The organism is Chloroflexota bacterium (assembly GCA_016197225.1).
In the GTDB taxonomy this organism is placed as follows: Bacteria; Chloroflexota; Anaerolineae; order Anaerolineales; family VGOW01; genus VGOW01.
In genome coordinates this window covers 1-12,364 of record JACPWC010000072.1, presented here as the reverse complement: position 1 = coordinate 12,364, position 12,364 = coordinate 1, and the positions used below count along the sequence as shown (strand labels likewise).

The following is a 12,364-nucleotide window of genomic DNA, read 5'->3' as shown; positions in this document are numbered from 1 at the left end:
TCCCTTTCTCAGGGAGTTACAACGCTTCGACATAACCAGTCACCCGGCCACATCGGTTGCCTGCTATCTGGAGGCCTGATCCTTACCAGAACTGGACTTTCACCAGTAAGCAGACGATGATTTATCAGGACACACCACGCTGTGTTAGGCGCACTCTTTGAACGCCAACGAACTTGTTCGATAATGAACTACAAACCCATGTGGATAAGATTTTACCCACAACTGTGGTTTCCTTGCGCGAAATATGAGTTGCGTCTATGCAGTTACCAATCACCTGCGTATTCGAGATTGTAAGGCTTTGTGATATTTTCTAGCCTCATGCGCCTGAGTTCCACCAATTGGCGGATGTGGAGATTGTCATGCGCGACCCAACAGGCGAACATCTCTCCCGCGCTGATTGTGCGGTACTGAGTTGTATAGGTTTTCTCCCAATCTGGATTCAGTAATCCATTGAGCCATGCAAATGATTTTTCACGTTCGACAAAGAAATTTTCCTGCATCTCGGCGAAGTTCTGCTCGTTATATTTTCGTTCTGTTACCCAACGATCGGAGTCAATCCTATGCCATTCTTCATTTTGGCGGTGAAGAATGAAATCGAGATGTTCTCGAAAATCTTCGCGCTCTTCATCGTATAAGTGACACACCACTTCGAGAATCGACCACGACTCCACACTCGGTTTGAGGTGTGCCGCCTCTTGTGCGACTCCTGACAATAAAGCACGGATCGTCTCTGTGCTATTTTGAAGTTCCTGATAAAGAGTGCTAAATTCCATGTTACCTCTTTCTTTATTTGCATATGATGGCACGGGGTGTGCGGGGGTGCAAGAGGGGTTCTTGACATCCGTGGCGCAGATCAAAAAGAAGCTTCGCCTTGACATGGATTCTGCTTCTGTGCGCCTAACTTCAATTGAGCCGTACTTCGCGCTGGGAATCTTCGCGGTCAGGCTAATCGCTTCATCTTACAAAAATTTACTTTCAAGTTCAGCAAAAAATGCTTTATATATGAGCAAGAAATCCGCCTGATTCAATTTGATTTCATCCCCGACCTTATACTTCAAAACCGACTTGGCCGGGTCAAACTTAATTGTTTTGTCCGCCCGCATTATGTTTTTGTTATTCATCATTGAATCGCACAAAAGCCTGACTTCATTCAATGGATTACCATCTTTTCCTTCAACCACCCTGAGTCTATGAACAAAGAAGTGATCCAGAAGAAGAACCATGTTATTGAAGAAGGTAGCTTCAAAAGCTTCAATGGCTTTAACGCTCTCAGGTTGATTTCTCGCTGCTGCAACCAGCTTCTTGTAAGTGGAAAGATCCAGGTCAACTCTTGAGCGACATCCATCAATATATTCTTTTGTGTAGTTTCTTACTCCAAGCATATATTAGTTTATCTCCTTTACCTGCTACTGCTATTTCTGCGACCACTGATTCAGCGGGCGAACTTCAATTGAGCCGTACTTCGCGCTGGGAATCTTCGCCGCCCAACGAACCGCTTCATCGAGGTCCTTGCAGTCCAACAAATAGTATCCGCCCAATTGCTCGTGCGTTTCGGCGAACGGGCCGTCGGCGGTTAAAGTCTTGCCGTCGCGCACGCGCACTGTCGTCGCATCGGTAACCGACGAAAGGCCATTATTGGACACCAACACCCCGGCGGCTTCAACTTCCTTGCCCAGAGCCTGCCAGGCCTGCGCCGCGGCTTGGTATTCTTCCGGGGATTTTGGCGCTTGGGACTCGTTCGCATACATCAGCAACATATATTTCATAATTTTGTTCTCCTGTTTGTTTGTATGGATTGTCGGCTGTTCTTGCCGCTCTATACATACGTCGAACAGGGAGGCGTCAAAATGACAGGCCGACAGGCGGTCTCATCATTTACTCATAAACTCCCACCAGATTGAGGAACGACACCCGTAATTCAGAGTCGGAGATGTTGCCGGCGATGAACTCGACAACTTCACGCGCTTGCCGGCGCAGGGCTTGCGCTTCGGCGGCGTGGCCGCGCCCGGCTTCGAGGCGGCTGAGGTCGAGCAGGATGGGCCACAGGCTCCGGCGCGAGCCGACTTGCTCGGCGGCGGTCCGGGCCTGAACCAAAGCCTCCCACGCCTCGTCGGCCAAACCGAGGGCCAGCAGAGCTTTGGCTTTGAGGTGCAGTGCGTCCGAAGCAAAGAAGTGAGTCTCAGTCCGTTTCAAATAGTCAATCTGCTCATTCATCAGAGTCAGGGCGCGTTGACTATCGTGATGCGCCAGAGCCAGCTCACCTTCGATCAACGGCATGAACATGGGGATGAACCAGCGCATGCCCTCTTTGGGCAATTTGCTTTTCAGGTCGCGCAGGGCGGCTTCGGCGGCGGCCAGATCGCCCTGGGTGAGGCGCAGGCGGGCCAGGGCCACAAAAGGGTAAGCGCGCAAGAATGGCAGTTGCACTTTCTCTTCTAAGGCTTGCGCCCGGCGGGCCAGGGCCAGCCCTTGCTCTACTGCGCCCAGGCTGGCATGTACCCAGGCCAGGTCGGTGGCCGGGATGATGCTGGCGAACAACAGGCCGGTCTGCTCGCCCAGCCGCATGGCTTCCTGCATGATCTGCATCGCCTGATCCGTCTCGCCCCGATCTAAATACACGTAGCTGATGTAGACGCGACTGCTGGCCTGGCCCCACTGGTTGTCAATGGCGCGGCTGATGCTCATGGCTTCATCGGCGGCGGCGACGGCCTGGTCGTAGTGGCCGGAAAGAATGTAGAAGTGAATGGAGAGCGAGAGGCTGTCGGCGAGCATGGGCCGGGTGCCAAGCTCGCGCCAAAGACTGATGGCTTCGGTCACCAACTCGTGAGCGCGCCCGCGCTGGCCGAGGGCCAGGTAGGGATAGGTGAGGTCGTTGAGGGTGAAGGCCAGTTGTTCGCGCATGTTCAGTTCGCGGGCCAGGGCCAGCGACCCTTCGCCGTAAGCCGCCGCTTGCTCCTGATCGCCGCCGCCCCACACAATCACCAGCATCAAGTTCCACAGCACGCGGCACTCGGCGGCGCGGTCGTTGAGGTCGCGGGCGAGGACCAGGGCCTGCTCCAGCACGGTGCGAGCCAGTTCAGGATTCTGAACCGGGTTGGGCGTGGCCAGCAATTTGGCCCGGGCCATGAGGGCGGCAAAGACCATCTGCCGGTCGTTGCGTTCGGCGGCCACTTTTTCCATCTCGTCGTAGTCGGCCAGGGCTTCGACATACATGGTATTCAATTCCAGCGCCCCGCCCCGGCTGAGGTAGAGGCGTGAAAGCTGTTCGGTGGAGGCTTCGCCGCGTTTGGCAACTTCGAGGGCGCGAGTGTAGTGTGCGGCGGCTTCGGCGTTGGCATACAAGCGGGCGGCGGCTTCGCCGGCCAGGGTGTAATACTTTTGCGCCCGCCCGTCGCCGGCTTCGTAAAAGTGATGGGCCAGCAGTGAGGCGTATTCTTCCAGCCGGTCGCCGAACAACTGCTCCAGCGTCTCGCCCACCCGGCGGTGAAACTCGCGGCGACGTTTGAGGAGGATGGAACTGTAGGCGGCTTCCTGAGTGAGGGCGTGCCGGAAGATGTATTCGATTTCGGGTTGGCTGGCCGCCTCTCGAATCAGCTCCGCCTTTTGCAGAGCGCCGAGTTGCTTGTCGAGTTCGTCGGCGGCTTCGGAGATTAGCTTGAGAACGCGGTAATAAAACGAGCGGCCAATGACCGCCGCCAATTGCAGCGTGCGGCGGGTTTCTTCTTCCAGCCGGTCAATGCGGGCCAGCAGGAGCGCCTGCAGGTTGCCGGGAATGGACAGGCGCAAGGCATCCACGTCGGTGGCGGCTCGCCAGTGGAGTCGGCCAGCGGCGTCGGCGTCACGCACCACCGCGCCGCTGTCAATCAGCATCCGCACCACTTCTTCGACGAAGAACGGATTGCCCTCCGATTTTTGCAGAATGGACTCGCGGAGTTTGGGCGGCAGGTCGGAGATCGCCAGCAGGCTGTTCACCAGCAAGCCGCTGTCTTCTGTCGAGAGCGGGCTGAGGGCGATTTCGGTATAGTAAGGCGCGTAGTCGGTTTCGGCTTTTTGTTTGACGGGCCAGGAGTGGGCCTGATGATCGGGGCGGAAGGCGCACAGGAACAGGATCGGCGCTTCGGCGACTAATTGGAACAGATGCTGAAGCAGTTCCACCGAGGCCGGGTCGGCCCAGTGCAGGTCGTCGAATACGAACGTGATCGGAGCATCCGCCGCCCAGGAGCGCCAGGCGTTAAGCATGACTTGAAACAACTCGCGCTTGAGTTGTTCGCCTTCAGCCGGCAAACGATCCGCGCCCCGCTCCACGGCCAGCATCACTTCCAAGACGCGGCGGGTGCGTTGGATTTGCTCGGGCGGGGCCGACAAGGCCTCCAGCGTCCGGGCAATCTTCTCGTGGATGGCATCCGGTGGGTCGCTCTCCAGCGCCCCGACCGACTGCCGCAAAATTTGTTGGAACTGGCCGTAGGGCCGCGTCGTGTCGTAGGAGACGCCTCGAGACTCGTTCCAATAAGCAGGCTGGCCGGTCGAACGGACGGCGGCTTCCCACAGCGCGCGCGTTTCGCTAAGGAGGCGGCTCTTGCCCAGCCCGGCTTCGCCCACCAAACAGACAATTCGCCCGCGCCCCTGACGCACTTCGTCTACGACTCGCCCGAGCGCTTGAAGTTCTTTGTCACGGCCAATCAACGGCGCGTTCAGGCCTTCGATGCCGCGCAGGCGGCCCGGGCTGGCCTTTGGCTTGATCACTTGATAAGCCGGAACTGGCTCGGCTTTGCCTTTGACTTCGATTCCGCCCAACGACTCAAACTCGAACAAGGGCGCGATCAGCTTGTGGGTGTGGCCGGAGATTTGCACCGTGCCCGGTTGGGCCGTCTGCTCCATCCGGGCGGCCAGGTTCACCGCGTCGCCCATCACCGTGTACTCCACCCGCAAATCCGAGCCGACTTCCCCGACCACCACCAGCCCGGTGTTGATGCCCACCCGCACATTGAAATCCAAGCCGCGCTCGCGTTTGATCTGCTCACGATAAGGCTGAATGCCTTCGACGATGTCCAGCCCGGCCAGCACCGCCCGCTGCGGATCGTCTTCGTGGGCAATCGGCGCGCCGAAGAAAGCCAGGATGGCGTCGCCCATCAGCCGGGCCACCGTGCCTTCGTAACGATAGACCGGCGAGATCAGGCGCTCGAACGCGCCGTTCATGATCTCGGCCCACTCTTCGGGGTCAAGCTTCTCGGCCATGGCCGTCGAGCCTTTCACATCGCAGAAAAGCACGGTGACAATGCGGCGTTCGCCTTCAACGTTGCGAGCCTCACCCCCCACCCCCAGCCCCTCCCCCCTCTCCTGTCGAGCTACACCGACAGGAGAGGGGGGAGGGGTGAGGGGCTGTCCACAATTGTGGCAGAACTTTGCGCCGGGGGCGAGTTGCGTGCCGCAGTTCGAGCAGGCGGCGGCCAGGGCGGCGCCGCAGTTCAAGCAGAACTTCGCGCTTTCGGGATTCGCAGTCTGGCAACTGGGACAGTTCATCGGGCTATATCAACGGCCTGTTTGCCGGGCCAGGCGGGAGATGGCGTCAATCAAGGTATCCATAGGCAGCGGTTTGAAGAGCACGTCGGTGGCGCCGGCGGCCACCACCAGGCGCACCTGGTTGGAGTCGCTGGCAGCGGTAACGACGACAATCGGCGTTTGATCGTCCCTTTCTCGAATCTCCTTGAGCACGCTCAGGCCGTTACGTCGAGGCAAATTCAGGTCGAGCAGGATCAAGTCGAACGACTGTTTGAGGGCCAATTCCAGGGCCTCATCGCCATCGGCCGCGCTCTGAACGCGGTTGCCCAACAGGTTCAAGGCCTCCGTCCAAACCGCGCGCAAGTCAGGCTCATCTTCGACAATTAGCAAATAAGCCATAGTGCCTCTCCGCCTAAAGTTGAAGCGCATTGTAGGCCTGAGCGGAGCGAGTCGCAACAGGCAATTTGTTCCGCTAAAAACAGAAGCCGCCAATTGGCGGCTTGGTGTCATAGGATTTGAAACAGCTTTCAGCCTTTTTTGTCTTCGTTGTCCCATGTTTTGACGACGAGGCGAAAAATGTCCGACTCGGTGATGATGCCGACCAACTTGCCCCCGTCCACGACGGGCAGACCGGCGATTTTATTTTGGAGCATGAGCCGGGCCGCTTCGCGAATGGTGGTCTCCGGGGAAACCGTCAGCGGATCCCGATGCATGATCTTGTCCAACGTCAGTTTGGCTAGCAGGTAGTTCAATTCATAAATGCTCAGCGAGGTGGCCTCCGAAGGTTCGGCCCCGCGAATGTCGCCGCGCGTGACAATGCCAACCAGTTTGTCGCCGTCCAACACCAGCAGGCGGCGAATCTTTTTCCCGGTCATTAGCTTGTGCGCTTCGGGCAGGGTGGTGTGAACATTGGCTGTGACGGGGTTGGCCGTCATCCAGTCTCGAACAAAAATGTTTTTCATAGTGATGCCTCCTATGACCATCTTAGTTCGCCTGTTTTGCGCCAGATAGTGTGCAGTGTCACTGCCGCGCAAGATTATCGTCACCGCCCGGCTTGCCGCCACGTCACCCGATCATGGACAGATGTCATAGTCTGTCATGTATCGCTAAAAAGAAAGTCACCCGGAATCAATGTGCTTTGATACTACAAGCGAGGGCTGGTTCTCCCATAATAAGGGTCATAAAGGTCAATCAAATCTAAATAGCCGAATGGCTATCAAAATCAATTTCATGGAGGATACAATGGCTACAATGCTCAATCGTAAAGGTGAAGTTATTCAAGACCCGCCGCTGGTGCAGAAGTTGTTCACCGACTCGCGCGCCGGCTGGCTGTGGCTCCTGCCCCGGCTGTGGCTGGGCTGGCAGTGGATTGACGCGGCCTCGCACAAAATCAGCGAACCCAAGTGGGTGCAGACCGGTGAGGCCCTCAAGGGCTTTTGGATGAACGCGGTGAAGATCCCTGAAACGGGCCGCCCGCCGATCACTTTCGAGTGGTATCGCGCTTTCCTTCAAATGTTGCTGGACGCCGAGGCCTACACCTGGTTCGCCAAGCTGGTGTCTTACGGCGAACTCCTGATCGGCATCGCCTTGATCATCGGCGCGTTCACCGGCATCGCCGCCTTCTTCGGCGGTTTCATGAATTGGAATTTCATGATGGCCGGCTCGGCCAGCAGCAACCCCATGCTGTTCGTCATCGCCGTCGGCCTCATCCTGGCCTGGAAGGTGTCGGGCTTCGTCGGCGCAGATTTCTTCCTGCTCCGCTGGGTCGGCACTCCGTGGCGCGGCCTGAAACCCGTCGAGGCAGTTCCAACACCTGTTGGCGACTGAGCGACTTTACAACTGAATAAGAAAAGCAGGGCCGCGAACTTGTGTCGCGGCCCTGCTTTTTGTTTTGAACCGAACGCTCTACCCGCCGCACTCTTTCAGCACTTCCTGCGCCGTAGTCATTTCAGACGACGGCAGTTTGTCGAAGATTTCCACGGCGCGGCGGGCGTAGGGCAGGCCTTCGCCGGGTCGGCCCTGCCGGGCGAGCGCCTTGGCCAGCCGCCAACAGTTATAGGCGATGAAGAGTTGATGGCCCATCATCTCCGTCAACTGCAAGGCCTCGCGGGCGAGCGTTTCGGCGGCGGCCCAGTCTTCCCGCTTCAACAAGAGTCCGGCCAGCGTCCCTTTGTTGGTGGCAATACTTTCTTTATAGCCAATGGCTTCGGCAATACGCAACGCTTCGCGGTAATGGCCCTCGGCGGCCTTCAGGTTTCCAGCCTCCTCCTCAACCCAACCCAGGTCGTTCAAGCCGACAGCCACGTATTCATTCTCCGGCGTTTGACGGCTGGCAAAAGCGATCATCTCCTGGAATGTGGCAATGGCAACCGGGTAATTTTCTGCCAACTGATGCCCCTTGCCTCGCAGACGAATTGCCAACACTTTCTCCAGCGAATTGCTTCTGGCCCAGTGCATCTCCGCCCGGTGAGCGCAATCCAGCACTTCACTTGCCTGTCCTCGCAGGCGATACACCCAGCCGGCGTTGTAAGCCCGCCGCCCGGCGCTGTCGCTGTCTCCGGCGCTGGCGGCGCGTTGCTCGGCTTGCAGGCTGAGCGCCAGCCACTCGTCCCACGGCCCAAAGAAATTCAGGAAACGGTTGAGGGCCTCGCACAGCGTTTGCAGGCGCTCATTTTCGCCGGCCAGAAAGAGCGGCAGGGCGGCGGTAATACGGGGCCACTCGGCGGCCAGCACCGGCAGGCGCACGTAGTTCCGAAAATCGCGGAAGTCGCCCTCCAGCGCCAGGGTATACACGCCTTCCATCAAACGTTGGGCCGTCTCGGCAATAATCTCTGGATGCTTGCGCCGCAGGAACATGGCCGCCAGCGGCGAGAGCATATACTCTCGCGCCTCGTCATCGCCGATCAGAAGCGCCCGATCCGAAAGGTCTTCGATCTCAGTCTCCACAGCCACTTCGGGGAGCGCGGCGATCTCGGCGATCCATTTGATATGCGCCGGATGGGTGAAATGGCACAGCGCGGCCAGCACGGCCATTTCGCTGTCGGTGAAGGTGTTGAACAGATCGCCAAAGATGTGCTCAAGCGGGTCGTTGCCCGACGGCGCGGCTTCCATATACTTGCCCGCCTGGACGATGGTTCGGCACCGGCTTCCGGGCCGGCCCAACTGCCCGGCCAGCCACTCGATGAGCAGAGGGTTGCCCTGGGTGATCTCATATAACTGCTGGCGCTCGGCGTCGCTGGTGCGGGCCAGCAACGGGTTGCGCTCGGAAAGCTTGGCAATGAGTTTTTGCGCATCCTTCAACTTCAGACGGTCGAGCCGGATGATTTCGGCGGCCACGTCCACCCGGCGGCGGCTGGTGACGATGCCTTTGCACGACCGGGGCAGGCGCCGCAAAAATTGAAAGAGCCGCTCTCGCTCCTGCTCCTCAAACGTCTCCACATTGTCAATGACCACCAGCGCCTGACGGTTGGCGAGGGCGCGGCGCACTTCGTTGGGGCGGTCATTCGGGTTGCCTTTGGCGATCTCGTCTTCGCCCAGTTCGCGGGCCAGTTCGGCCAGCAAAGCCATGTAGTTGATGAGCATGAAGTCTTCCAACTTTTGCTCGCCGTGTGGAGTCAATTCCCGAATCTTGGCCGAGAGATAAATCTTGGTCGGGAAGTTCCGGTCAAGAGCCAGGTGCCCGGCCCGAATAGCCAGAGCCGTCTTGCCAATCCCGCCCGCGCCGTCAATCAGCACCCCCCAGCCCACCGATTCCGGGTCAAGCGCCTCGGCGATGCGCGCCAGTTCTTCCTCGCGGCCAAAGAAATAGGGCTGGTGCGGCAGTTCGGAGCGGCGGGCTTGCTGGGCCAAAATATTGAAAGTCGTGGTGATTTTATCGCGGCCCGTCACGTCCCCGCTTCCAACGGTGATACTGCTCTCGTTGCCAGTCTCGATGCCGCCCTCAAATTTTTCATCCATGGCTTGCCTCGCCCCTAACATTCTACTGCCAGAGATGCAAAAGGACAAAACGGGAAGAAAGTAATGCCTTATAATCAGCGCCCATGAAGTCCATTAGCTTTGACCGCGCCGCCGACAACTACGACTCCACCCGCGGCTTCCCGCCCGGCGTGGGCGACCTGGTGGCCGAAGCCGCCATTGAATTGATGGGGCAACAGGCGCGAGCGCTTGAAGTCGGGATTGGCACCGGGCGAATTGCCCGGCCTCTGCTGGCGCGAAACGTTCACGTCACCGGCCTCGACCTTTCGCGCAAGATGATGGGCCGGTTGCTGGAGACTCTACCTCCCGACTCCCACCAACCGGCGCTGATCGAAGGGGAAGCCGTCTCTCTGCCTCTGGCCGGCTCTACCTTCGACGCCGTCATCTCCGTTCACGTCTTTCACCTCATCGCCAACTGGCGCGCGGCGCTGGCTGAAACACGAAGGGTGATAAAACCCGGCGGCGTCTTTCTCTCCGGCTACGACTGGCGGCCCGATGACTCGCCCGGCGCGGCTATTCTTGAAAAGTGGCGGGAGATTGTGCAAGCGTCTGGCATTGAAGCGCGCCACCCGGGCGTGCACGACTTTGCCGACGTGAAAGCCACATTCATCGAATCGGGGGCGACGATGGAGGAGCGGAGCGTGGGCCAGTGGACGACGACGCGCACCCTGGCTCGGCAGATCGAAACCATCGAACACCGCACCTGGTCGTCCACCTGGAACGTGCCCGACGATTTCTTCCCGCGTTGTCTGGCCGAGTTACGCGAGTGGGCTATTGCCCGCTACGGCAATTTAGATCAAGAATTTACCGTCCCGCACAAATTTATCTGGCAAGCCTTTCGTTGAAGATAACGTAGAGAGAAGATGATCAAAGAATTCAAATGCCCCACCTGCGGCGCGCCGCTCGACTACAAAGGCGGCTCCGACCTGACCATCCGTTGCGCCTTTTGCGGCACGTCCGTCATCGTGCCCGAAGAATTGCGAACCGCCAGCGTCCCTGAGCCGCCCGCGCCCGACCCGGCCCCGCGCACCCTCGGCCAACTCCCTCAATGGGCCGAAATCGCCCAACTGGTTCGAGACGGCAAAAAGATTGAAGCCATCAAGCTGTACCGCGAGCTAACCGGGGCCGGCCTCAAAGAATCTAAAGATGCGGTTGAAAAACTGGCCGAGGGCCGGGTGGTCGAAGTCGCCAACTACGCCATTATTCTTGACCAGCCCAATCTGACACCCGCAGACGCCAGTCAGGCCGAGAAAATTCAGCGGATGGGGCAACTCCTGCAGGCGGGCAACAAAATCGAAGCCATCAAAATTTATCGCCAAATGTTTGGCGTGGGCTTGAAAGAAGCCAAGGACGCCGTCGAGAGACTTGAAACAACGCTCGGCACGCCCGGCGCATTCGATCTTCATCCCCCGGAAGTGACAACTACCACGACACGACTCACCACCACCCGCACTGTCAGCAACATTGAACCCTCAGGCACATCGTCGCGCGGTTGCCTGATTGTGGTTGCCCTGCTGATCGTGGCCGCCGTCGTCGCCTGGTTCGCCTTCAACGCCAACGGCGGCGATAATCGCATTGTCGCCTTCCTTCGGACTCTGTCTCCCACCGAAACGGCGGTTCCCACCCGCGTTCTTCCAGCAACCGAAGCGCTTCCGGCCACCCCGGCTCCCACTGACATCCCAAAACCTACGGCCACCCCGGAGCTTACCGACGCTTCCATTCTCGTCGGCGACCGGGGCACCCTGCCCGGCCAGTTCAACGATGCCCGAAGCATCGGCCTCGACGAGGCCGGCAACATCTACGTTGGCGAATACGTCGGCGGCCGGATTCAAGTCTTCGACGAGAGCGGCACGTTCATCACACAGTGGCGGGTCGGCGATGAAAACGGGTTCGTCCGCCGAATGACGGTTGCCCCTGAGGGAATCGCCTACGTCGTCTACAACGGCAACATCCTCAAATATGAAGGGATGACCGGCGACCTGTTGGGGCAGATTGACTACGACGGCGGCCAGGGATTCCAGGATGTAGCCGTCACCGCCGGGGGCGGCCTGGTGGCCACGTGGAACCGGGACTGGCAGGGTGGCCTGTTTGTCAACTTTAACGAGAGTCAGGACGATATTGTGATCTTCGATGCCGGTGGCAACGTAGTCAACATCATCGGCAAAGCGTTGAGCGAAGCCGCCAGCGGCAACGCTGAACTCGACACCTCGGTGGCGGTTGACGGCTCGGGCAACATTTATGCCAGCGGCTCACTCAACCCCGGCATCTTCAAATTCTCGCCGGAGGGAAAATTTCTCGACAAGTTTGGCGAGGAGCAGGCAGGCTATGTTCAGGCGATGGCGATTGATTTTCAGAGCCGTCTCTTCGCTTCGGCGTCTGGCGAGATTCTGATCTTCGACGCCGAGGGTCGTTACCTCGACTCCATTGACGCCTCGCCCGGCGACATGGTCTTCAACGAGGACGATGTGCTTTACACCATTGACGATCCACAGGTGATCAGGTACGTCTTGAATCGGTAAATGTAAGGATTGATGAACCGTCGTGAAGCTGAGGCGCTGGGCAGGAGACTCGCCGGGCTTGTCGAATCTGAACGCATCGAGGCGGCTTATGCTTTGCTCGCGCCCGTGCTTTCGCGCCGCACACCTTTCACCGTCTTAGATCGGATCGGCGAAACGCTCGGCGGCGGTTCACTGCCTGCCGTCAACGCCTTCCTCGATCACGTTGCGGCGCACAAGACTCTCGGCGGCTGGCCGGTGATTGCCACCGCCCTGCGCGGGCAACTGACGCGCGACCTCCCCGGCGCGTTCGAGCGTTGCCAACGCCATGTGATCACCGCCGACATTTGGTATGGCGCCGACATTCTGGGCGAGCGCGTGCCCGGTCCGGCGCT

At 58.9% G+C, this 12,364-nt stretch carries 11 protein-coding genes and 1 pseudogene; 5 read left to right on the top strand and 7 right to left on the bottom strand.

Features of this window, described 5'->3' with window-relative positions:
• Nucleotides 1–263: 263 nt before the first annotated feature.
• From HYZ49_14020 to HYZ49_13995, 6 genes are all read right to left on the bottom strand, one after another.
• Nucleotides 264–773, bottom strand: a complete 510-nt coding sequence (locus HYZ49_14020; GenBank protein MBI3243401.1) for a DinB family protein — start codon at nt 771–773, stop codon at nt 264–266.
• Nucleotides 774–959: 186 nt separating this feature from the next.
• A complete protein-coding gene (locus tag HYZ49_14015) occupies nt 960–1,382 on the bottom strand; it encodes a hypothetical protein (GenBank protein ID MBI3243400.1) in 423 nt (140 codons plus the stop codon).
• A 30-nt stretch (nt 1,383–1,412) separates the two neighbouring features.
• Nucleotides 1,413–1,766, bottom strand: coding sequence for a YciI family protein (locus HYZ49_14010; GenBank protein ID MBI3243399.1), 354 nt, complete (start codon nt 1,764–1,766; stop codon nt 1,413–1,415).
• 109 nt (nt 1,767–1,875) lie between these two features.
• Complete coding sequence (locus tag HYZ49_14005) at nt 1,876–5,520, bottom strand: AAA family ATPase (protein MBI3243398.1); 3,645 nt, start codon at nt 5,518–5,520, stop codon at nt 1,876–1,878.
• Nucleotides 5,521–5,529: 9 nt separating this feature from the next.
• Complete coding sequence (locus HYZ49_14000; protein MBI3243397.1) at nt 5,530–5,898, bottom strand: response regulator; 369 nt, start codon at nt 5,896–5,898, stop codon at nt 5,530–5,532.
• 128 nt (nt 5,899–6,026) lie between these two features.
• Nucleotides 6,027–6,434, bottom strand: coding sequence for a CBS domain-containing protein (locus HYZ49_13995; GenBank protein MBI3243396.1), 408 nt, complete (start codon nt 6,432–6,434; stop codon nt 6,027–6,029).
• A gap of 307 nt (nt 6,435–6,741) precedes the next feature.
• Here HYZ49_13995 and HYZ49_13990 point away from each other — a divergent pair, with 307 nt between their 5' ends.
• A complete protein-coding gene (locus HYZ49_13990) occupies nt 6,742–7,326 on the top strand; it encodes a DoxX family membrane protein (GenBank protein MBI3243395.1) in 585 nt (194 codons plus the stop codon).
• Nucleotides 7,327–7,404: 78 nt separating this feature from the next.
• On the opposite strand, the gene HYZ49_13985 is transcribed toward HYZ49_13990, so the two are convergent.
• The gene (locus HYZ49_13985) at nt 7,405–9,456 is read right to left on the bottom strand and encodes a tetratricopeptide repeat protein (GenBank protein MBI3243394.1); all 2,052 of its coding nucleotides are present in this window, start codon (nt 9,454–9,456) and stop codon (nt 7,405–7,407) included.
• A gap of 83 nt (nt 9,457–9,539) precedes the next feature.
• Here HYZ49_13985 and HYZ49_13980 point away from each other — a divergent pair, with 83 nt between their 5' ends.
• The 4 genes and pseudogenes from HYZ49_13980 to HYZ49_13965 all read left to right on the top strand — a co-directional run.
• On the top strand, nt 9,540–10,319 hold the full coding sequence (locus HYZ49_13980; GenBank protein MBI3243393.1) for a methyltransferase domain-containing protein: 780 nt from the start codon (nt 9,540–9,542) through the stop codon (nt 10,317–10,319).
• An 18-nt stretch (nt 10,320–10,337) separates the two neighbouring features.
• A pseudogene (locus HYZ49_13975) lies at nt 10,338–10,637 on the top strand (ribosomal protein L7/L12).
• A 99-nt stretch (nt 10,638–10,736) separates the two neighbouring features.
• A complete protein-coding gene (locus HYZ49_13970; protein ID MBI3243392.1) occupies nt 10,737–11,993 on the top strand; it encodes a ribosomal protein L7/L12 in 1,257 nt (418 codons plus the stop codon).
• 12 nt (nt 11,994–12,005) lie between these two features.
• On the top strand, nt 12,006–12,364 hold a 359-nt coding region (locus tag HYZ49_13965), incomplete at its 3' end, for a hypothetical protein (GenBank protein ID MBI3243391.1).

Excerpts from the sequence above, each read along its gene's own strand:
- HYZ49_14020 (MBI3243401.1), bottom strand. The coding sequence starts at position 773 with ATGGAATTTAGCACTCTTTATCAGGAACTTCAAAATAGCACAGAGACG.
- HYZ49_14015 (MBI3243400.1), bottom strand. The coding sequence starts at position 1,382 with ATGCTTGGAGTAAGAAACTACACAAAAGAATATATTGATGGATGTCGC.
- HYZ49_14010 (MBI3243399.1), bottom strand. The coding sequence starts at position 1,766 with ATGAAATATATGTTGCTGATGTATGCGAACGAGTCCCAAGCGCCAAAA.
- HYZ49_14005 (MBI3243398.1), bottom strand. The coding sequence starts at position 5,520 with ATGAACTGTCCCAGTTGCCAGACTGCGAATCCCGAAAGCGCGAAGTTC.
- HYZ49_14000 (MBI3243397.1), bottom strand. The coding sequence starts at position 5,898 with ATGGCTTATTTGCTAATTGTCGAAGATGAGCCTGACTTGCGCGCGGTT.
- HYZ49_13995 (MBI3243396.1), bottom strand. The coding sequence starts at position 6,434 with ATGACGGCCAACCCCGTCACAGCCAATGTTCACACCACCCTGCCCGAA.
- HYZ49_13990 (MBI3243395.1), top strand. The coding sequence starts at position 6,742 with ATGGCTACAATGCTCAATCGTAAAGGTGAAGTTATTCAAGACCCGCCG.
- HYZ49_13985 (MBI3243394.1), bottom strand. The coding sequence starts at position 9,456 with ATGGATGAAAAATTTGAGGGCGGCATCGAGACTGGCAACGAGAGCAGT.
- HYZ49_13980 (MBI3243393.1), top strand. The coding sequence starts at position 9,540 with ATGAAGTCCATTAGCTTTGACCGCGCCGCCGACAACTACGACTCCACC.
- HYZ49_13970 (MBI3243392.1), top strand. The coding sequence starts at position 10,737 with ATGGGGCAACTCCTGCAGGCGGGCAACAAAATCGAAGCCATCAAAATT.